The organism is Polaribacter sp. HA6-7 (genome assembly GCF_055693625.1).
This window is the reverse complement of record NZ_CM146338.1, coordinates 390,956-411,496: the sequence shown is the minus strand read 5'-3', so window position 1 is coordinate 411,496 and position 20,541 is coordinate 390,956. Positions and strand designations below refer to the sequence as shown.

At 30.9% G+C, this 20,541-nt stretch carries 17 protein-coding genes and 6 pseudogenes; 9 read left to right on the top strand and 14 right to left on the bottom strand.

Going from position 1 to position 20,541, the window contains the following annotated elements; genetic code table 11:
• Nucleotides 1–72: 72 nt before the first annotated feature.
• The 6 genes and pseudogenes from nqrF to ACZ1HD_RS02350 all read right to left on the bottom strand — a co-directional run bounded on the left by nqrF (nucleotide 73) and on the right by ACZ1HD_RS02350 (nucleotide 6,104).
• Nucleotides 73–1,385: pseudogene (gene nqrF, locus ACZ1HD_RS02375) on the bottom strand (NADH:ubiquinone reductase (Na(+)-transporting) subunit F).
• A 4-nt stretch (nucleotides 1,386–1,389) separates the two neighbouring features.
• Complete coding sequence (gene nqrE / locus ACZ1HD_RS02370) at nucleotides 1,390–2,115, bottom strand: NADH:ubiquinone reductase (Na(+)-transporting) subunit E (RefSeq protein WP_077811033.1); 726 nt, start codon at nucleotides 2,113–2,115, stop codon at nucleotides 1,390–1,392.
• 27 nt (nucleotides 2,116–2,142) lie between these two features.
• Nucleotides 2,143–2,794: pseudogene (locus tag ACZ1HD_RS02365) on the bottom strand (NADH:ubiquinone reductase (Na(+)-transporting) subunit D).
• Nucleotides 2,736–3,539: a Na(+)-translocating NADH-quinone reductase subunit C gene (locus ACZ1HD_RS02360; RefSeq protein ID WP_472688546.1), complete on the bottom strand. Its 804-nt coding sequence runs from the start codon at nucleotides 3,537–3,539 to the stop codon at nucleotides 2,736–2,738. Before ACZ1HD_RS02360 ends, ACZ1HD_RS02365 begins: the two are co-directional and overlap by 59 nt.
• 2 nt (nucleotides 3,540–3,541) lie before the next feature.
• Nucleotides 3,542–4,753 (bottom strand): NADH:ubiquinone reductase (Na(+)-transporting) subunit B, encoded by a 1,212-nt coding sequence (locus ACZ1HD_RS02355; RefSeq protein WP_077811030.1) that lies wholly within the window; start codon nucleotides 4,751–4,753, stop codon nucleotides 3,542–3,544.
• A 4-nt stretch (nucleotides 4,754–4,757) separates the two neighbouring features.
• Nucleotides 4,758–6,104 (bottom strand): annotated as a pseudogene (locus ACZ1HD_RS02350) (Na(+)-translocating NADH-quinone reductase subunit A).
• 284 nt (nucleotides 6,105–6,388) lie between these two features.
• Here ACZ1HD_RS02350 and ACZ1HD_RS02345 point away from each other — a divergent pair.
• From ACZ1HD_RS02345 to ACZ1HD_RS02330, 4 genes and pseudogenes are all read left to right on the top strand, one after another.
• Nucleotides 6,389–7,614 (top strand): annotated as a pseudogene (locus tag ACZ1HD_RS02345) (type IX secretion system plug protein).
• Between the two features lie 50 nt (nucleotides 7,615–7,664).
• Nucleotides 7,665–8,051: a Co2+/Mg2+ efflux protein ApaG gene (apaG, locus tag ACZ1HD_RS02340; protein ID WP_472688545.1), complete on the top strand. Its 387-nt coding sequence runs from the start codon at nucleotides 7,665–7,667 to the stop codon at nucleotides 8,049–8,051.
• A gap of 81 nt (nucleotides 8,052–8,132) precedes the next feature.
• Nucleotides 8,133–8,555, top strand: coding sequence for a DUF3667 domain-containing protein (locus ACZ1HD_RS02335; RefSeq protein WP_472688544.1), 423 nt, complete (start codon nucleotides 8,133–8,135; stop codon nucleotides 8,553–8,555).
• A gap of 193 nt (nucleotides 8,556–8,748) precedes the next feature.
• Nucleotides 8,749–9,162, top strand: a complete 414-nt coding sequence (locus ACZ1HD_RS02330) for a hypothetical protein (RefSeq protein WP_472688543.1) — start codon at nucleotides 8,749–8,751, stop codon at nucleotides 9,160–9,162.
• Here ACZ1HD_RS02330 and ACZ1HD_RS02325 read toward each other — a convergent pair.
• Both ACZ1HD_RS02325 and ACZ1HD_RS02320 read right to left on the bottom strand, forming a co-directional pair.
• Entirely contained in the window at nucleotides 9,159–9,599 is a 441-nt protein-coding gene (locus ACZ1HD_RS02325; protein ID WP_472688542.1) for a hypothetical protein, read from the bottom strand. The two genes, ACZ1HD_RS02330 and ACZ1HD_RS02325, sit on opposite strands and share 4 nt — an antisense overlap.
• On the bottom strand, nucleotides 9,592–9,840 hold the full coding sequence (locus tag ACZ1HD_RS02320) for an NRDE family protein (RefSeq protein ID WP_472688541.1): 249 nt from the start codon (nucleotides 9,838–9,840) through the stop codon (nucleotides 9,592–9,594). Before ACZ1HD_RS02320 ends, ACZ1HD_RS02325 begins: the two co-directional genes overlap by 8 nt.
• Before the next feature lie 156 nt (nucleotides 9,841–9,996).
• On the opposite strand from ACZ1HD_RS02320, the pseudogene pruA reads away from it, so the two are divergent.
• Nucleotides 9,997–11,620, top strand: a pseudogene (gene pruA, locus ACZ1HD_RS02315) (L-glutamate gamma-semialdehyde dehydrogenase).
• Between the two features lie 119 nt (nucleotides 11,621–11,739).
• On the opposite strand, the gene ACZ1HD_RS02310 reads toward pruA, so the two are convergent.
• The 3 genes from ACZ1HD_RS02310 to ACZ1HD_RS02300 all read right to left on the bottom strand — a co-directional run bounded on the left by ACZ1HD_RS02310 (nucleotide 11,740) and on the right by ACZ1HD_RS02300 (nucleotide 15,367).
• Nucleotides 11,740–12,309, bottom strand: coding sequence for a hypothetical protein (locus ACZ1HD_RS02310; protein WP_472688540.1), 570 nt, complete (start codon nucleotides 12,307–12,309; stop codon nucleotides 11,740–11,742).
• A 42-nt stretch (nucleotides 12,310–12,351) separates the two neighbouring features.
• Nucleotides 12,352–13,293, bottom strand: coding sequence for a T9SS type A sorting domain-containing protein (locus ACZ1HD_RS02305; protein ID WP_472689438.1), 942 nt, complete (start codon nucleotides 13,291–13,293; stop codon nucleotides 12,352–12,354).
• A 172-nt stretch (nucleotides 13,294–13,465) separates the two neighbouring features.
• Nucleotides 13,466–15,367 (bottom strand): reprolysin-like metallopeptidase, encoded by a 1,902-nt coding sequence (locus ACZ1HD_RS02300; protein WP_472688539.1) that lies wholly within the window; start codon nucleotides 15,365–15,367, stop codon nucleotides 13,466–13,468.
• Between the two features lie 372 nt (nucleotides 15,368–15,739).
• Between ACZ1HD_RS02300 and ACZ1HD_RS02295 the strand changes: the two genes are divergently transcribed.
• On the top strand, nucleotides 15,740–15,907 hold the full coding sequence (locus tag ACZ1HD_RS02295) for a hypothetical protein (RefSeq protein WP_472688538.1): 168 nt from the start codon (nucleotides 15,740–15,742) through the stop codon (nucleotides 15,905–15,907).
• A 232-nt stretch (nucleotides 15,908–16,139) separates the two neighbouring features.
• Nucleotides 16,140–16,847 carry a lipoyl(octanoyl) transferase LipB gene (gene lipB, locus ACZ1HD_RS02290; protein ID WP_079738069.1) on the top strand — a complete coding sequence of 236 codons (708 nt, stop codon included), beginning with the start codon at nucleotides 16,140–16,142 and terminating at the stop codon, nucleotides 16,845–16,847.
• A gap of 9 nt (nucleotides 16,848–16,856) precedes the next feature.
• Here lipB and ACZ1HD_RS02285 read toward each other — a convergent pair whose 3' ends face one another.
• From ACZ1HD_RS02285 to ACZ1HD_RS02275, 3 genes and pseudogenes are all read right to left on the bottom strand, one after another.
• The gene (locus ACZ1HD_RS02285; protein WP_472688537.1) at nucleotides 16,857–17,234 is read right to left on the bottom strand and encodes a hypothetical protein; all 378 of its coding nucleotides are present in this window, start codon (nucleotides 17,232–17,234) and stop codon (nucleotides 16,857–16,859) included.
• A 214-nt stretch (nucleotides 17,235–17,448) separates the two neighbouring features.
• Nucleotides 17,449–18,336, bottom strand: coding sequence for a nucleoid-associated protein (locus ACZ1HD_RS02280; RefSeq protein ID WP_472688536.1), 888 nt, complete (start codon nucleotides 18,334–18,336; stop codon nucleotides 17,449–17,451).
• Between the two features lie 201 nt (nucleotides 18,337–18,537).
• A pseudogene (locus ACZ1HD_RS02275) lies at nucleotides 18,538–19,114 on the bottom strand (ribonuclease HII).
• Between the two features lie 157 nt (nucleotides 19,115–19,271).
• Here ACZ1HD_RS02275 and ACZ1HD_RS02270 point away from each other — a divergent pair.
• Together ACZ1HD_RS02270 and ACZ1HD_RS02265 are read left to right on the top strand one after the other, a co-directional pair.
• Complete coding sequence (locus tag ACZ1HD_RS02270; protein ID WP_472688535.1) at nucleotides 19,272–19,673, top strand: putative porin; 402 nt, start codon at nucleotides 19,272–19,274, stop codon at nucleotides 19,671–19,673.
• Nucleotides 19,597–20,502, top strand: a complete 906-nt coding sequence (locus tag ACZ1HD_RS02265; protein ID WP_472688534.1) for a putative porin — start codon at nucleotides 19,597–19,599, stop codon at nucleotides 20,500–20,502. Before ACZ1HD_RS02270 ends, ACZ1HD_RS02265 begins: the two co-directional genes overlap by 77 nt.
• Nucleotides 20,503–20,541: the final 39 nt, after the last annotated feature.

Below are 20,541 nucleotides of genomic sequence, written 5' to 3'. Positions count from 1 at the left end.
AGTTTCTACAAAATTAAAGCAATAAAAAAACCGATACAATTAGTATCGGTTTTTTTATAAAGTAATTGAGGTTTATCCTCCAAAATCATCAAAACGAATATTCTCGTCTGCAAGACCAAAATCTTCACCCATTTTCTGAACCGCTTTGTTCATCAATGGAGGTCCACAGAAATATAATTCTAAATCTTCTGGTGCATCGTGGTGATTTAAGTAATTATCGATAACACAATTGTGAATGAAACCAACAAAACCGTCTCCAGATTCATCATGAATGTCTTTTTTAACTTTCCAGTTATCTGCCTCTAAAGGATCTGATAAAGCTATATAAAATTTAAAGTTTGGAAAATCTTTTTCTAAAGCTCTAAAATGTTCGATATAGAATAATTCTGCTTTAGAACGACCACCGTACCAATATGTAACTTTTCTACCTGTTTTTAAAGTTCTGAATAAATGATATAAGTGAGAACGCATTGGTGCCATACCTGCACCACCACCAACATATAACATTTCTGCATCAGATTCGTTAATGAAGAATTCTCCGTAAGGTCCAGAGATCACACATTTATCACCTTTCTTTAAGTTAAAAATATAAGATGATGCTACTCCAGGATTTACATCCATCCATCCGCCTTTAGCTCTATCAAAAGGAGGTGTTGCAATACGAACATTTAACATAATTTCTCTACCTTCTGCTGGGTAAGAAGCCATAGAATAAGCTCTTTCAACAGTTTCAATATTTTTCATTACTAACGGACGTAATTTGAACTTGTTCCACTCTGCTTCGAACTTATCTGGTGTTTCATGTTCTTCTGGGTGAGCTGTAATATCCATATCTGCATATTTAATCTCACAAGGTGGAATTTCAATTTGAATATAACCTCCGGCCTTGTAACCCATATCTTCTGGAATTTCAACAACAAATTCCTTGATAAAAGAAGCTACGTTGTAATTTCTTACAACTACAGCATCCCATTTCTTAATTCCGAAAATTTCTTCTGGAATTGAAATATTCATGTCTTGTTTCACTTTAACTTGACAAGCTAAACGTGCTCCTTCTTTTAATTCTTTTCTAGAAAAATGAGGTAATTCTGTTGGTAAAGCTTCTCCACCACCGGAGTTTACATGACATTCACATTGAATACACGTACCACCACCACCACAAGCAGATGGTAAAAAGATTTTATTACTACCTAAAGTCGATAATAAAGAATCTCCGAGATGCTACTTCAATTTCTCTTTCACCATTAATCATAATCTTTACAGGACCGAGATGGTGATAATTTTTGTTTTACAAATAGTAGTAATGCTACTAATACTAAAGTTAATAGTAAAAAAGCTGCTACTGTTGCAATAATGGTTCCTGTTGTACCTGCTGCTAATATCATGCTACTATTGGTTTATATTTGTATTTTCAGCTACAATTTCTTTAGCCTCTTTAATTTTCTCTTCTTTTTGCACTTTAGCTTCTTCTACTGGTTCTCCTTCTTTCTTCTCATCACCTCCAGTTAACATTCCACCGAAACTCATAAATCCAATTGCCATTAAACCAGTAATTATAAATGTAATTCCTAATCCTCTTAAAGCAGGTGGAACACTAGAGTATCTAATTTTTTCACGAATTGCAGCAATAGCTAAAATTGCTAAAAACCAACCAATTCCTGAACCTACACCATAAGTTAATGCTAAACCTAACGTAGGAATCTCTCTTGATTGCATAAATAAACTTCCTCCTAAGATTGCACAGTTTACCGCAATTAATGGTAAGAAAATACCTAATGAGTTGTATAATGATGGTGAAAATTTTTCAACAATAATTTCTACCAATTGTACCATTGTTGCAATTGTTGCAATAAACATGATAAAAGATAAGAAACTTAAGTCGTAAGCTGCATATTCTGGACCTAACCATACCAATGCTCCTTCTTTTAAAATATATTGATCTAATAACCAGTTTAAAGGTACAGTTACTGCAAGTACAAAAATTACTGCAGCACCTAAACCAACAGCTGTGGCTACTTTTTTAGATACAGCAAGGTAAGAACACATCCCTAAGAATGTAGCAAATACCATGTTGTCTATAAATATCGATTTGAAAAATAATTCTATATGTTCCATATTCTATATTATTTAAACGCTTAGCGTCTAGTTTTCTTCTATTAATGATTTATTTTTAGAACGCTGTATCCGGATAATAATACCTACAACAATTAATGCCATTGGTGATAATAGCATAAAACCATTATTTTCATAACCAATTGCATACAATCCTGTTTTCTCTATTGGATCTCCTAAAACTTTAAATCCTAATAAAGTACCGAGAACCTAATAATTCTCTAAAGAAACCAACAATTACTAATATTACACCATAACCAACTGCATTACCTATACCGTCTAAGAAAGATCTCCATGGCCCGTTACCTAAAGCAAAAGCCTCAAAACGTCCCATTATAATACAGTTTGTAATAATCAATCCCACAAAAACAGATAGTGTTTTACTTAGTTCGTAAGCAAAAGCTTTTAAAACTAAATCTACAATAATTACAAGAGTTGCAACTACTATTAGTTGTACAATAATTCTAATTTTTGATGGTATAATGTTTCTCATTAAAGAGATCACTACGTTTCCTAAACCTAATACAAACATTACAGAAATTGCCATTACAATAGATGCTTTTAACTCTGCTGTAATTGCTAATGCAGAACAAATACCTAATACTTGTATAGTAATTGGGTTATTATCTGCTAATGGGTCTGTAAGTAATACTGCGTCTTTTTTGATAAAAGTCCCATAAATTATTTTTTAAGTTTTTGAAGTAAGGCACATAAAGTGCTAAATCTTTCTTTATCATAGCAGAAATACCATCACCAGTAATTGTTGCACCAGCAATTGCGTCTACTTCATAATCTGTTTTGTCTTCGTTTTTTGGATCGTTGTTTCCTTTAGCAACAGTAATCCCTTTAAAAGCACCAGATTCTGTCATTAAATGTTCGCCAATAAAGTCGTCCATAAAATAACGTTGTTTGATGTTTGCTCCTAAACCAGGTGTTTCTCCTTTATGATCAAAATAAGCACCTTGAACAATCATGTTTTCATCCATAGAAACATATCCCCAAATAGCATCCCATAAACCTTTTCCTCTAATAGGAGCTACGTAATATGTTTTACCATCTTTTTCTCCAACAAATAAAGGTAATTTTCTTACTTTACCTGCTTTAGCGTTTGCTTGCTGCTTTTTAACATCAATTAAATACGCATCATCACTTTCAGAAACTTTGTCTCCTTCGATAACAATTTGTTTTTTTATGTATTTAGAAAACTCTTCTCCTGCGATTGATGTAGATACAAAGTTTGCACTAGATTCGTCGTTTTCATTAACACCCATAGCATACAAAATATTTTGTTGCTTTTCTATTCTTTCATTTTCTTTGATTGTAGGCTTTAAAGACGATGCTAAAAAGGCTAACAAAGAACCAACAATTAATACCATTACTACGGCAAAAACCATTGTATAACCATTACTATCTGTTCTCTTACTCATAATTAGGCAGTTTTAACTTTAGTACGTTTTAATCTTCTTTTTACGTTTCCTTGAACCACATAATGGTCTATTGTTGGAGCAAATACATTCATTAATAAGATTGCTAAAAATACTCCTTCCGGGTAAGCTGGGTTAAATACACGAATCATAATTGAAATAAAACCAATTAGGAAACCATAAATCCATTTACCTTTATTTGTTTGTGATGCTGTTACAGGATCTGTTGCCATAAATACAGCACCAAATGCTAAACCACCAATCATTAAGTGTTCCCACCAAACAGTGTTCATTAATCCGTAGAACTTACTAGAATCTGTAATAATTTCTGCTGCTACAATTTGGTTAAAAATTAATCCCATAACTGCTGCTCCTATAAATGTAGAAACTATAATTCTCCAGCTTCCTATTTTAGTAAAAATTAAAAAGGCTGCTCCTAAAAGAATTAACAATGTAGATGTTTCTCCTACAGAACCAGGAATAAAACCTGCAAACTTGTCCCAAGTAGAATAAATAACTTCTTGATTTTGTGCGTAACTACCTAAAATAGTTTCTCCGGAAATTGCATCTGCAGTACCTACTCTATTTACTGCATCATGAACCCAAACCTTATCTCCAGACATCCATGTTGGATATGCAAAGAATAAAAATGCTCTAATAGTTAAAGCTGGATTTAAAATATTCATACCTGTACCACCAAATACTTCTTTACCAATTACAACTCCAAATACAACTGCAACTGCTAACATCCATAAAGGTGTGTCAATTGGTACAATTAATGGCACTAACATACCTGTTACTAAATATCCTTCTTCTACTTCATGACCTTTAATTACAGCAAAAATAAATTCTACAATAAGACCAACTCCGTAAGAAACGATTACTAAAGGCAATACTTTAATGATACCTATCCATAGATTATCCCAAGTTAAAAAAGAACCTAACACTGTAAATTCTGATGTAATACCTTGAGCTCTTTCTATAGCGGCATAATGCTGATAACCTGCATTAAACATTCCGAAAAGCAAACATGGTATTAAAGCCATAATTACAATATTCATTGTACGCTTTAAATCATCTGCTGCTTTAATATGAGTTCCTCCGTGAGTAACTTCATTTGGCAAATATAAAAAGGTATGGATTGCGTTAAACGCAGGAGCCATTTTTGTTCCTTTATATTTCTCTTTTAAATTATGTAAGTTTTGTTTTAAGCTCATAACTTTATCCTAATTCTTCTCTCATTAAATCTAAACCTTCACGAATAATCTTCTGATGTGGTTGTTTAGATACACAAATAAATTCTGTTAGTGCAAAATCTTCTGGCGCTACTTCGTAACCACCTAAAGCTTCCATTTCATCTAAATCTTTATACATAAATGCTTTTAATAATTGCATTGGATAAATATCTAAAGGAAAAACTTGCTCGTAAGAACCTGTAACAACAAAGGCTCTATGCTCACCATTAGTATTGGTGTTAAGATCGTATTTTTTCTTAGGGTTTAACCAAGAAAAAGTTAATGCTCTAGAAGTAGATACTTTATTAAAAACTGGTTTATTCCAACCAAAAAATTCATAATCATCTCCTTCTGGAATTGCAGTTATTTGATTATCGTAATAACCTAAAAACTCATCTAACTTTACTTCTTTACCCGTAAGTACGTTTCCGAAATAACTCTAGTATTATCGTTTTCTACATTATTAGCAACTAAATCTTCTATCGATGCACCAGCAATTGCTGTTACATATTGAGGTTTGCTAAATTTAGAACCTGTTAAAGCAACTGTTCTAGTTAAATTTAACTTTCCTGTTAAGAATAACTCACCAATAATCACTAAATCTTGTGGTGTAATAACCCAAACAACTTCACCTTTATTAATAGGATCTATTTTTGCAATTTGAGTACCAACATTACCGGATGGATGCGGCCCGAAACTTTATGCAATTCTACTCCTGTTAATTTTGATAAAGGAGAAACTGAATTTGAACCAATAGATACGTGTACTTTACCAGCTGTTAATTTCGAAACAGCTGTTATAGCTGCTTGTAATTCTGCTTCTTTACCTGCAAGAGTGTAATCTAAGTCTGCTGCTAAAGGTGCACTTGCATATGCAGAAACAAATATTGCTTTTGGTGCTTGGTTTGGATTTGCAACAATGTCATAAGGACGTTGTTTTACAAATGGCCAACAACCGAAGCAAATAAATAATCTTTTACCTCTTCTGCAGACATATTGCTTGCATCTTTAGTACCAAATTCTTTATATACTTGTGTAGCATCTGCAGCAATTTTAACTGCTAAAACTTTTCTTCTTGCCCCACGTATTACCTCTACTACTTTACCGTAAACCGGACTAGGAAATAAAATACGTTCGTCACTTTTTGAATGAAAAAGTGATTCTCCTGCTTTTACCTCTGTACCTTCTTTGGCTGTAAGTTTTGGTATTATTCCGTGAAAATCTTCTGGCTTAACTGCATAAACACTACTTTGAGAAACCTTGGTAGTATTTTTTTCTGCAACGCCAACAAGCTTAATATCTAAGCCTTTTTTAATACGAATGTCTTTTGACATAGTAAATTGGAATGTTTAGTTATCTAAAAAAATCAAGCAAAAATAAAGATTTTGACGATGAAGATTCACATAAATGAGGCTTAATCTTGGTTAAATATTCTTATTTATATTTATTCTAAATAATTTATTATTTAGAAAACCTTTTTGTTTTTTTAATAAAAATAAAAACATCCTAATTAAAATTGATATTTGAATAATTATTCTTATTAATTTTACAATTTTAATAAAAAAGGTACAGTCTTTGCTTTTAATAACAGTGTAATAAATTTAGTATTTTAAAAAAAATGATAAAATTCATCCTTAAGAAATTAACTTTTATTTTTTTAATTTTTTGCTCACTTACAAATGCGCAAAACATTAAAACAATTCAATTAAGGCCGCTACAAGAAAACAATTTTGTTGCTATTGTTCCTCTAGGCACAACTTTAGAACTTTCTTTTGATGATTTAGATGCAGATAGTAAAGAATATCAATATAAAATAGAAAGAAAAACGCACGATTGGAAAAAAGCCGATTACTTTCTAGCCAGTTTATAAATGGTTTTGATCAAAATACAATTATAAATGTTACAAATTCTTTTAATACACTGCAAAATTACACACATTATAAAGTTAAAATACCTAACGCAAATACAGCAATTACTAAAAGCGGCAATTACTTAATATCAGTTTTAAATACTTATGATGAAGTTGTATTTTCTAGAAGATTTGTATTGTCTGAAAATAAAGCAATTGTGCCAGTTTCTGTGGTTAGAAGCAGAAATACGAAGACGCTAAACACACAACAAACTGTTCAATTTTCAGTAAATTATAACGGATTGAGAATAAATAATCCTAACCAAGAAATTAATGTTACCGTTTTAAAAAATAACAATTGGCAAGAAACAATTAGCAATTTATCGCCTACTTTTTATAAACCGAATCAGTTATTATATACTTACACAAATAAAACAAATTTTTGGGGCGGAAATGAATATTTAAACTTTGATAGTAAATTAATAAGAAATACAAGTTTAAATATTGTAAAAGTTTTAAGAGACGATATTTATCATCATTATATTTATCCTTTTACTTATAACAAATACAGACAATATAGTTACAACCCTGATATTAACGGACAATTTCTAGTCAGAAATTTAGAAGTAAACAACAGTAACACAGAAGCAGATTACGCTTTAATGCATTTTACATTAGAAGTAGAAGAAATGTTTAAAGAAAAGGAACTTTATATTTATGGCGCTTTTAATAATTTTACTATTTCTGATGAAAACAGAATGTATTTTGACCCAAAAACAAATACATACAGAGCAAATATTCTACTAAAACAAGGTTTTTACAATTATACTTTTGCATCCGTAGGAAAAGACAACGTTCTAAACACCAACGAAATTAACGGCAGTTTTTTTGAAACAGAAAACGAGTACACTGTTTTGGTGTATTATAAACCTATTGGTAGTTTGTATGATAGAGTTATTGGTGTAGGCAAAGGCTACTTTAATCAAAATAACTAATTTATAAATTGATTTGTAAAAACAAATCAAAAAAACTACTTTTACTATGTATGATAGAATTAGTAACAAAAGGCATAAAAATTTCTGTAAAAACTAACTACAATGGTTCTAGTTATAGAAACAACAGGCTTCATCATGTTTTTTCTTACACTATATCGATTACAAATCAAAGTGAAAACAAGGTAAAACTAACAGATCGATTCCGGAAAATTTTTGATTCACAAAATCAAACTGAAATAGTTAGCGGAGAAGGTGTTGTTGGACAAACACCAATTTTAGAACCAAACGATCATTACACATATAAATCTGGTTGTTTTTTAACATCTAATATCGGCGCAATGAAAGGTTTTTACACAATGATTAACTTAGAAACTTACGAGCAATTTAAAGTATATATCCCAACTTTTCAACTAACAACTACCGCCTTATTAAACTAGCTAAAAAAAGAATAAAGTTGCTAAAATTCAAGATCCTGCTTGTTTAAATTGCGGACATCCATTTAGCGGTCACGAAAAATTTTGCCCGAATGTGGACAAGAAAATAAAGGAGATAAAATAACTTTTGTAACTTTTGTTTACGAAATGTTTAATGGTGTTTTTAATTTTGATGCAAAGTTTTGGAAAACTTTAATTCCGCTACTTACCAACCCAGGTAAAGTTTCTAAAGACTACAAAGAAGGCAAAAGAAGTAGATATTCCAATCCTTTTAGATTTTACATTACCGTTTCTATAATTTCATTCTTAATTTTAGGTTTAAAAATTAATTACAAAAAATATCAGGCTTTAGTTAAGGCTGATGTTCAAAAAGAATTAAGTATTAACGAAAAGATTAACAATACAGAAATAGAAAGAGACTCCATTACTAAAATTGTGCAAAAGGAATTGGATAAGTCTATTATTCCGATTTCTAAAAAACAAAAAAAGAAATTCTTGATGACATAGAAAAGGAAGAAAATGACAGTATAAAAAAGAAAAAAGCGAAAAAAGAAATTTTAGTTTTGGAAAAGGAACTAGAATAGAAAAATTTTTAGAATTTCAAAAAGAACATCCAAAAACAGATGTAGATGATGCACTAGATTCTTTAAAATATAGTAAAAACTTTAACAATAGATTTCTATATCAAAGAGTAAAAGTGATGAATAAAGTAATGGACGACAATGATAGTTATGATAAGTTTGTTAACGAATCTCTGTCTTATATCTCTATTTCTTTATTTATATTTCTACCATTATTTACGCTCTTTTTAAAACTTTTATATGTTAGAAGAAAATTTACGTATGTAGACCATCTAATATTTGTGTTTCATACACAAACAGTTTTTTTTATGCTACTAACAATTGTATATATTTTAAGTTTTTTTATGAAAGTAGAAAACGCTTCTATTTTTATATTAATATTCTTAACCTACTTGTTTTTAGCGATGAAAAAGTTTTACAACCAAGGTTATATAAAGACACTATTTAAATTTCTAATGTTGAATTTTGTCTACATGATTATGGCAGTTTTAGGAGTAGTTTTAGTTACTTTAATCTCTTTCGCAATTTATTAATTTACAAAATCTAAATACAACATATTTACAGAAGAACTTTCTTTTTTTACTGAAGTTACACTTACTGTTTCTACAATATCACGTTTCATTTTTAAAGATATATCTGCAGTCCCTTTACTTTCATTCTGATGAAATTGAAGAATATTATCTTGCTCAAATACCGTATTAATAGCCAACCACTCAGAAAACCAAATACGTCTTTGCGTTTTCATTTCGTCAGTATATAATGTAGAAGAAGACCAAATTTTTGGCTCTTGTGGTAATTCTGTAAAATGTTTTTGTTCTCCGTCCCAAACCAATTCAAAAGTTTTTAAACTATTTTCCCAATCTACAAGAATCAATGTAAATGGCTCAATTCCTTCAAAATCAAATTGATTAATAAAAGAAACAGCATTTGCGTCTGTTAATATTTTTTTAACGATTACACCTCTACTCATCTTGTAAGAATCTTTTCTTTTTATGAATCGTAAAACCGCCATTTAACAAACAAACCAATCGTTTTTTATCACTTAAACCAATCCATGTTCCGCCAGCAACTTCATCCTTAGGATATGTTAAAACCACACCATCTTCTACATAATCTTTAGGTGGTAATGTTTTTCTTAAAGGTGTTTCGTCTCTATTAGATGTTAAAATAAAATTGTTATTACCTAAAGGAAGGTACGTAACTGTGCACATATTATAATTTAAATTTAATTATTAAAATTTTTACATTGACGCTCTAAAATTAAATTATTCTCAATAAAAGAGATTAAAAATCGACTTAATTTATTGAAACAAAAATTGTAACTTTGAAACTCAAAATTAGTAGATTAAAACTTAAAATCATACAATATGGCAAGAGGATTTTTTAATGTTCCAAAAGCAGTAAACGAACCAGTAAAAAGCTATGCTCCGGGTTCTCCTGAAAGAGAAGAATTATTAGCAACTTACAAAACCATGTTTAACGACAATATTGATGTGCCAATGCATATTAATGGAGAAGAAGTTAGAACTGGTAACACAAAAAACATTACACCTCCGCATGATCATAAACATGTAGTAGGTCAATATCATACAGCAGACAAATCTCACGTAGAATCTGCTATTTCTACAGCTTTAGCTGCAAGAGAGGCTTGGTCTTCTGTTTCTTGGATGGAAAGAGCTTCTATTTTCTTAAAGGCTGCAGAATTATTAGCAGGACCTTACAGAGCAAAAATGAATGCTGCAACAATGATTGCACAATCTAAAAACGTACATCAAGCAGAAATTGATGCTGCTTGTGAAATGATAGATTTCTTTAGGTTTAATGTAGAATATATGACTGATATTTTTAAAGATCAGCCAGCATCTGCACCAGGAATGCGGAACAGAGTAGAATATAGACCATTAGAAGGTTTTGTATATGCAATTTCTCCTTTTAATTTTACTTCTATCGCTGCCAACTTACCAGCATCTGCTGCCTTAATGGGTAATGTTGTTGTTTGGAAACCTTCTGATCACCAAGCATATTCTGCACAAGTAATTGTAGACTTATTTAAAGAAGCGGGTTTACCAGACGGTGTAATTAACGTTGTTTATGGTGATCCTGTTATGATTTCTGATACCGTTTTAGAGTCTCCAGATTTTTCGGATTACATTTTACAGGTTCTACTTTTGTTTTTAAAGAACTATGGAAACAAATTGGTACAAACATTCATACATACAAAACCTACCCAAGAATTGTAGGAGAAACTGGTGGTAAAGATTTTATCCGGGCACATAATTCTGCAAATCCGTTACAAATTGCAACAGCAATTACAAGAGGAGCATTTGAGTATCAAGGTCAAAAATGTTCTGCAGCATCACGTGCATACATTCCTACTTCTATTTGGGGCGATGTTAAAAAACATTTAGAAGCACAAATTTCTGAATTAAAAATGGGTACTCCAGAAGATCCAACTAACTTTGTAAACGCTGTAATACACGAAGGTTCTTTCGACAAAATTGCTAAGTATATCGATATCGCAAAAGAAGATAAAGATGCAGAAGTAATTATTGGAGGTAACTACGATAAATCTGTTGGATACTTTATAGAACCAACTGTTATTTTAGCTAAATCACCAACATTTGCAACTATGACAACAGAGCTTTTTGGTCCTGTTATGACAATTTATTTATACGAAGATGCAGAATGGGAAGCTTCTTTAAAACTAGTTGATGAATCTACAGAATATGCTTTAACAGGTGCAATTTTATCTACGGATAGATATATTGTAGAAAAAGCATCGAAAGCTTTAGAAAATGCTGCAGGTAACTTCTATATTAACGACAAGCCAACAGGTGCTGTTGTAGGACAACAACCGTTTGGAGGAGCAAGAGCTTCGGAACAAATGACAAAGCTGGTTCTGCTCAAAACTTATTACGTTGGACTTCTGTTAGATTGATAAAAGAAACATTTGTAACACCAACAGATTACAAATATCCTTTCTTAGGATAATATATTTTAAACAAAAAAAGCCTCATCAAATTGATGAGGCTTTTTTTATATCTTTTTTTAATTTACAGAAAAAGTAGCAATTTGACCTATTGAAGTTGCACCTGAATTATCTGTAACATTCACTTTCCATGAATATGTTTTACCGAAGCTACAGAAACATCATACATTTTTTCAGAGAGAGATGTAGCTACAGAATTAATTACATCATCTTCACCAAAAAACACTTCGTAAGTTAAAATATCGTCTGTGTTGATATCCGAAGCATCCCAAGTTAAACTTAAATTACCTGCATTTACTGTTGCATTATCTGTTGGTGTTTTTAAATCTGCCATAAAAGGAGCATAATTTGTTACACCATCACCTTTGGTAAAAAAAGCAAAAACTTCTGATTTACTAGATAGATTATTGGTAACATCAATAGCACTTACTTGCCAATAAAAAGCTGTTGCCTTTTCTAAAGTTATGGTTGCACCTGTAGAAGAAATAGTTCTATTTTCTATTACTTCTACTAATTGCCTGTCTTTGGCAATTATAAGATTATATTCTAAATCGTCATTATCAGGATCGATAGCAGCACTCCAATTAAATGCAATTGTATTGTCTGTGCATAACAAATCTTTAGAAGGAAATGTTAATTGAACAATACTTGGCGCTTGATTAGCGGGTTGTTTTTTAGAACACCTTACCAAAAAAGCTAATGCAAAATGCGCAAAAAATAATTATTGATTTTCTCATTCTTTTAATAATTTAATTGGTTTCGCATCTATTGATAATTTTAAAATATAGATTCCTTTTGCATAATTTTTAAACGGAATAGTCACAGAATTATCTTGCACCTTTTCTGTATTCTGATATACCTTCTTACCTTGAACATCAAAAATTAAAACATCTATTATACTTTTTTCGGTTCCTATTGGAAGTAATAACTCTACAGCATCTACAACTGGGTTTTTCAACAATAAAACATCTTCTATCGTTGTCTTAAAAACGCCCTCACATTCTTTAGCCGTTTTTATTTCTAGTTTACCACCTTCTTTAAATTCAACTTCAAAATTAGTATCGTTAGAAACTCTAACAAGTTTTTCATTTAAAAACACATTGTAAGGCGCAGTACCCTTTGCAACGTTAAAAGTATATTTTCTTAATCCGTTTTCTGCAGTTGCTTTTAAAGAAATTTGTTGCGCTGCTACAATTTCTACTTCAAAACATTGTGTGTATTCTAGTTCTTCTGTTTCTATACAAACAGTGTAAATTCCTGGATTTAAATTTTCAAACATTGTTGAAGAACCGCTTATTTGAGAATTTAAAAGTGTTGAACTACCCGTTACAGTTACATTATAAGTAAAAGATGTTTGTTTTACATCAACTTTAATTATTCCGTCATTTTCACTTACACAAGTTTCTGACGTCGTCTGTACAGAAATATTACTTGTGTCTATTTCCGGCTCTGTTACTGTTATCGAGTAATCTTCTACTTCTCCCCACTCGGTTTTTTGATCTGCATCACATGGTCCGTCTCCAAAACCGTCATCAGGATCATCATATTCTATCAAAACTCTCATTGTTGTTTTACCAAACTTAGCATCCGAAGGAACATTTATACTAAACGTAGCCGTAGAAATATCTTCTAGTTTTGTACCTAAATCATATCTTTCTGTTTCTTTATCAAAAATAAAATCTCTATTCCAATCGATAAAAACATAACAGTGATCTTGAAAACCTGCCGTATCAAAAGTTACTGTAATTGTATAAGTTTCATTTCTAAAAACATTGGTATTTATAGCAGTAAAGTCCTGGTAACCATCTACAGTATCGTTGCCGAAGTGTTATTAATAGAATTAAAAGTTACGTTTGTAATATGTTCTGAACCACCTGCTTCATCTGTATAAGTAGCAGCACAATATTCGGCGTTTCTGTAGTAAACCTAAAAGGAGTAGAAAACGCCCCTTCGTTACAATTGTTTACACCTTTAACTCTCCAATAATATTCTGTATTAGGATTTAAATTATTAACTTGATAGTTATTAGTGCTTGAAGTTCCTGAAGAAACTATATCTGTAAAATTAGAATTAGACGAAACTTCTACATTATAAGAACTTGCATTCACATCTTCTTGCCAAGTTAATATTTCTATTAACGAAACTTCCGTCGCCTGATTAGTTGGTGTTAACAAAGTAGTTACAGCCAAATTAGCATCAGTAATATTTAAACTTAAGTTTATTGTTTGATTAACACTTGTGCTATTTGCTGCTATATTAATTTCATAATCTCCTGCTGTAATTCCGTCTAAATTAGAAACAGACAATGTTACATTACCGTCGCTATTTATAGAAGTCGGATTAAAACTAACTACAGAACCGGAAGGATTATCGGTTGCTGCAAATGTTACGTTTTCTGAATATCCATTGATAAAATCTAAATTTAGAATATAATCTACTTTTTGATTTCCGGTGTTACAAGCAGACAATTCTCCGCTGGTATTTGTAATCAAAAAAGAAGGCGTTGTAGATTCTATTTCGAAATTTACTGCGTTTACATTATAAAATATATTGTCTGCAGCTTCTACCAATATTCTAGCTTGTGTTGTAACATTATTGGGCACAGAAATCACTTCTGAACCATCGTTTGCTGTATTTGCTGCTAAAATTATTGGAAACGTTAATCCGCCATCTATTGACAGTCTTATATTAACGTTAGCACAATTTATTGGCGCAACATCTGTTGTCCCCTTATTCCATGTTATTGTTTGAGAACTACCAGCATCCCAAACAGTTGTAGTATTTTGAGAGGTAACAGTAAAAGCCTCTGCATCTTCAACAGTTACAATCATATCATCTCTAGAAGTTCCGCCACCTGTATTGTTGTTATCTCTAACCAATAAAGAAAAATTCATTTCTCTTGCTACGCTTGGTAAAACTTCCCAAGTAGAAGAAACGCTACCAGAAATAACTGTTGCTAAAGCAGGCATGTATCTATCCGAAGAAACCTTAGAAGGTAAAGACCTAAACATAGGACCTACATTGTTGGTGCTATTTGGTGGCATTGCACCAACCTCGTTATCTGTTTGTTCCCAATTATAAGTTAAAGAAGAAACGCCGTCTGCATCTGTAGCATTACCTCTTAATACAAAAGGTGTAGATTTAGGAATACTATAATCTAAACCTGCACTAGCAACTGGTGCACTGTTGTTATTACTTGTTAAAGTGGCACAACTTGCAGTAGAAGCAATTACATTTTGCATTTGTTTTATACTAACTGCATGAAAATAATCATCACTTTGACCTTGTACATTTGGCGCACAAATACCAGCATACCCCATAATTGTAGAAGCACTTCCTGGTTCTACAGCAGTGGTATTTGTTCTTTGGCAATCGTTATTTTGTGTATGAGTTGCACCAAATTGATGCCCCATTTCGTGTGCTACAAAATCAATATCATAAGGATCTCCAATAGGCGAACTTCTTCCTGTAACTCCTTTTGCTTTTTGACCAGTAACACAAACAACCCCTAAACCAGCTAAACCATCTCCGCCAATACTAAAAATATGCCCAATATCGTAATTGGCTGTTCCTATTCTAGCATCTGCAATGGTTTGTACTTCATCAATCATTTCATCAGGATCTCCATCTGTAATGTTATCTGTATCTGCATCTAAGAAAATTACTTCATCATTATTTTCAACAATAACCATTTTAACGGCTAAATCTTTTTCGAATAACCCGTTAACCCTTGTCATAGAAGTATTCATAGCAGATAAAACTGCCGCCTTTTTTCTGAATCTGATGCAGCAGTAGAAATACCTTGATTATTTAAGTGAAACTGCGCATATTCTCCGCTACAAACCAAAGCCAATCTAAAAGTTCTTAAATTTCCATCGTTTAGAGATTTCGCAGTGATTTCGGGTGCAATTTGTTTGCTTGCAACTTCTTCTACATCACATTTAAAATGATGATCTTCTTCTTTTAAATCTGAAGTTTTATAAACAATATATTCTTTATTATCTTTTGAATATGGATCTACGTATACCGTTTTACCGTTTGTAGAAAATATTACTGCATGAAATCCATCTAAACCAACACTTACTTTAGCAAAAGAAGTTGGATTTGTAATACCGATTGCTGTGTACGATTTTATCGAAGGAAACTTTTCGGCTAATCCTTTTTCAAAATTTGAAGATTCTTTTAATTTAAAAAGCTCTAGATCTCCTTCTGAATTGGGTAATTTTATGGTAGCAAAAGCCGTTTTAGCTTTAGAATTTAAATTCGTTTTTATCTCGGTTTACATCTAAATTATACAGAGAAAATTTATCCGGAAAATTTTTAAAACTTCTTAACTCTTTCTTTTGTAAAGTACTGGTATTTTGATCTATTTTTTGCCAAATTTCTTGACCTTGTACACCAAACGATAAAGATACTAGAAAAGCAGTTATTAATAATTTATTTAGTTTTATCACCATAATAATATTTTGAAGATTAGGGGTTTCCAAATATAAGGAAATATTTATCTTTGTAGTCGATAATATGAACAGAAACATACTACTTAAAGACTTAAAAGTCAAAGATTATAAAGATACTTGGGATTATCAAACTAAACTTTTACAAGATATTGTAGATGTTAAAATTGCTAATCGAAGAAAAAACCTGAACCAAACTACGGATAACCACCTACTTTTTGTAGAACATCCGCACGTTTACACTTTAGGTAAAAGTGGAGATTTGAGTAATTTATTATTAAACGAGAAACAATTAGAAGAAAAAGGAGCTACATTTTATAAAATAAATCGTGGTGGCGATATTACGTATCATGGACCAGGGCAAATTGTAGGTTATCCTATTTTAGATTTAGAGAATTTTTTTACTGATATTCATAAATATCTACGTCTTTTAGAAGAAAGTATAATTTTAACAATTGCAGAATATGGTTTAAAAGGTGAAAGAAGTGATGGCGAAACCGGAGTTTGGTTAGACGTTGGAACACCGTTTGCACGTAAAATTTGTGCAATGGGAATTCGATCTTCTCGTTGGGTTACCATGCATGGTTTTGCTTTAAACGTTAACACCAATTTAGGTTATTTCGACAATATTATTCCGTGTGGAATTAGAGGAAAAGCAGTTGCTTCGATGGAAGCAGAATTAGGTAAAAAACTAGATTTAGAAGAAGTAAAATCTAAAATTTTAAAACATTTTAAAAATCTTTTTGAGGTGAATGAGTTTGTAACCTCAGATTAATTAAAATAATTACATCTCTTTGTCTAAATTTTTATCTAAAGACTCGACAATAGCTTGTTCTGTTTTTTGAATTATTTCTTTAATAATTAGCGTAAATTCTTCTAAAGTTTTTTCTTTAAAGTTAAAATACGGATCGTTAATATGATCAAATACATCTTTAACTTGGTGCTCTGCAATTAAAGAGTGTTTTGTATTGTCTGCAAACAAACGAACACAAAAACACTCTTCTAAATACCTATCAGTTTTCCAATTTATAGACCAAAATAGTTTTGGCTCGTGTATTTTTAACTGAAAATCTTTATTTGTATTACTTTTATTTAATTGTAAAACCAATTTTTTAAATTCAGTAGATAAATTAGACGCAAGTATGTTTTTCTTATCATTCATTGGTTCTCTTATTTATCTAGAAATTTAACAAATACAAACATTTTACAAATTTTACTTTTCTTCGTTAAAGTACACTTTGTAATATTTCATTTTTTCTCTTCGTCGTAACCTCTTTCTATATATTCTGATGCTGCTTCTGGCGCATCTACATCTAATTTAATATTGATGTTAGTATCTAATTTTATTTCTGTTTTAAGTTTGCTTTTTTCTTTCTTTAAAACAACCCCGAAACATCAAAATTATTTCTTATTAATACATCGTTTAAATTTTCGAAGTGTTTTTTGTAATCATCAAACTGCTCTTTGTGTTTTTCATCTGTAAAAACTTCGTCTTTAAAAGTAGCATAATCTACAGATTCATTTTCTTTGAAATAATCTACAGTATTTGCAAGAAAATTACCTTGCTGCTGCATACCTAATTCTGGTTTTATTACTTCTTCTGAAAACTCTTTACACATTTCTAAATAACTTTGCGTGTGCGAATTGTAATCGTCTGCAAGTTTTACATTTAAGAAATTATTGATCCAATATTGAGCATCGTAATTATGATTGTCTACAGAAAAAACCACGGTTCCTTCGGCGTCTGCAGTGTTTAAAACTAAACAACCTTTGTCTATTCTTTTTGTAGAAATTCCTTTTTGTACAACTACATCAAAACTCTCGTTATCGTCTAAATAGGTTTGAAAAAAGTCTACTTTATTTTCTATCTTAAAAACACCTACAGCTTCTGTTAAAACATCTTTATATTCTATACCTTCTATAAAAACTACAATAACGTCTCCTGTTTTTATTTGTGCCGAATTAGATTGTTCGAATAAATGATTTACAATACTTTTAGAGTAATCTACAAAAGCAGCTTCTTCTTTAAAAATTTCTGATGTAAAGTTATTTAAAGGATCTAAACGTGCATCTTCATGATTTACAAAACGATAACTTTGGGTTAAATTACCAAATGGTTTCATTAAGAAATTCTTCATTAAATCGTAACTTTCTTGATCGAAACGAATTAAGTCTTCTGAGAAAACATTTTGACCGCTATTAAATTTATTTGCTACTTTATGAAGAATGCATTTTGTAATTTCTGCTCTTGTTTTTTTAATCATCACTTAAATTTTGGAGCGTAAAAATAGAAAAACTTTGCCTATGATTAAGATATAAATTACGTTTCTGCAAAAAATTAGTTGGCAAAAATTCTTAGCCCTGATTGAGTGGCGTGTTTGAGCTCTTTTTTGGTTTACTCAAAAAAAGCGAGTAACGAAAGCAGGAAAAAGCTTCTAAAAAAATTAAAGATCTAACTTTATTTGTTACGGCAAAAGTTTAAACGTTTTTCTGTGGTAATTTGTAGCGCCAAATTCTCTAATTGCATTTCTGTGCTCTTTGGTAGGATAGCCTTTATTTTTTTGCCAATTATACATAGGAAATTCTTTATGAATTTTTGCCATATAATCGTCTCTATAGGTTTTTGCTAAAACAGAAGCAGCAGCAATACTTAGGTATTTAGAATCTCCTTTTACAATTGTTTTATGAGGAATTTCTTTATAGTTTTTAAACTTGTTGCCGTCTACAATAATAAACTCTGGTGTAATATTTAGTTTTTCGATTGCTCTGTGCATACCTGTTATAGATGCTTGAAGCACGTTAATTTTATCGACTTCTTCTTGCCAAACAAAAGAAACGCCAAAAGCAATTGCATGTTGCTCTATAAACGGTCTTACTTCTTCTCTTTTTTTCTGATAATTGCTTTGAGTCATTTAAAAAAGGATGCGAAAAATTATCCGGTAAAATAACTGCCGCAGCAACTACTGGACCAGATAAACAACCTCTACCAGCTTCGTCTGTACCTGCTTCTAGGGCAAAACCACTATAATTAAGTTCTAACATAATGCAAAGAAAAGCAATTTTATTTTAGCTTTTTAAAAGAATGGTTTACTAGATTTTTATTGTTAAAAAAGTTATTTGGTAATTAACGTTTATAGAGATAATTAAACATTTAAATTTTCGTTTAATTATTTTACATTTGTTCACGAAGAAATTCTATATGAAAAGTAACATAATTTTCTCTTTTTTAATCTGTTTTTTACTAACTCAAAATCTATTTTCACAAGGTTTTGGACAAGGTGGTTTAAACGGAAACGCAGTTATATTAAGAGATTCTACAAATACAAGCCCAATTAATGTAACTTTATCGGGCAAAACAAAGTATACAGATTATAAGATTTTTTCTCATAAGAAAGACACCACTTATATTGATACTACATTAACGTTACAGAAAGAATATAAGTTTAATTACCTTAGAAAAGATTTATTTGAGTTTATAGAATTTCATAATCAAGGACAAACATTAAATAATTTAGGTTATTCTTTTGATAATATTTACAGGTTTCCGAGACCTTGGTTTTACTGCAAAACAGGTAAGCTATTTAGATATAGACGATATTAAATATTACGAAGTACCAACACCAACTACAGAAATACTTTATAGAACTGGTTTGCAACAAGGGCAAGTTTTAGACGCGCTTTTTACACTAAACTTCTCTAAGAGATTAAATGTTTCTTTGTCTTACAAAGGCCTTAGATCTTTAGGTGCTTACAGGCAAGCATTGGTTAGTAATGGTAATTTTAGAGGTGCTTTTCATTACACAACAAAGCAAAATCAATACGAAATTAGAGGGCATTTAACAACACAAGATTTTTATCATCAAGAAAACGGTGGTTTAACAACGGCTTCTTTAGAAAATTTTATTACTGATGATGAAAATTTTCAAACAAGAGCTCGTTTAGACGTTAATTTAACCAATTCTGAAAGCGAGTTTGATGGCAATCGAGTGTATGTAGAACACAGTTATAAGCTCATTTCTAGCAAAGACTCTGTAAACAATAAAGATTTTAGCAATTTAAAAATTGGCCATGTTTTTACCAATGAAAATAAAAGTTACGAGTTTATACAAAATACATTAACAGAAGATTTTTTTGGTAGTGCAAGCTCTTCTAATCCTGATGACAAAAAAGCAATTAGCAAACTCACAAACAACCAATTAAATTTAGAATTTAACTCTAAATATGTTTTGGGTAAGTTTAAAGCGAAAGCAGAACTAACTAATTATTCTTATGGTTATGACACCATTTTAAACAGTAATAGTAACATCAATAAATTAAAAATAGAAGGTAACGCTATTTCTTTTGGTGCAGATTGGAATGCTAAAATTAAAAACTTTAAACTAAATGCAGATGCTTCTATAACACCTGGCAACGGTAGACTTTCTCGGTAATTATTTAAAAGGGGAAGCTGTTTTTGAAAAAGATAGTAT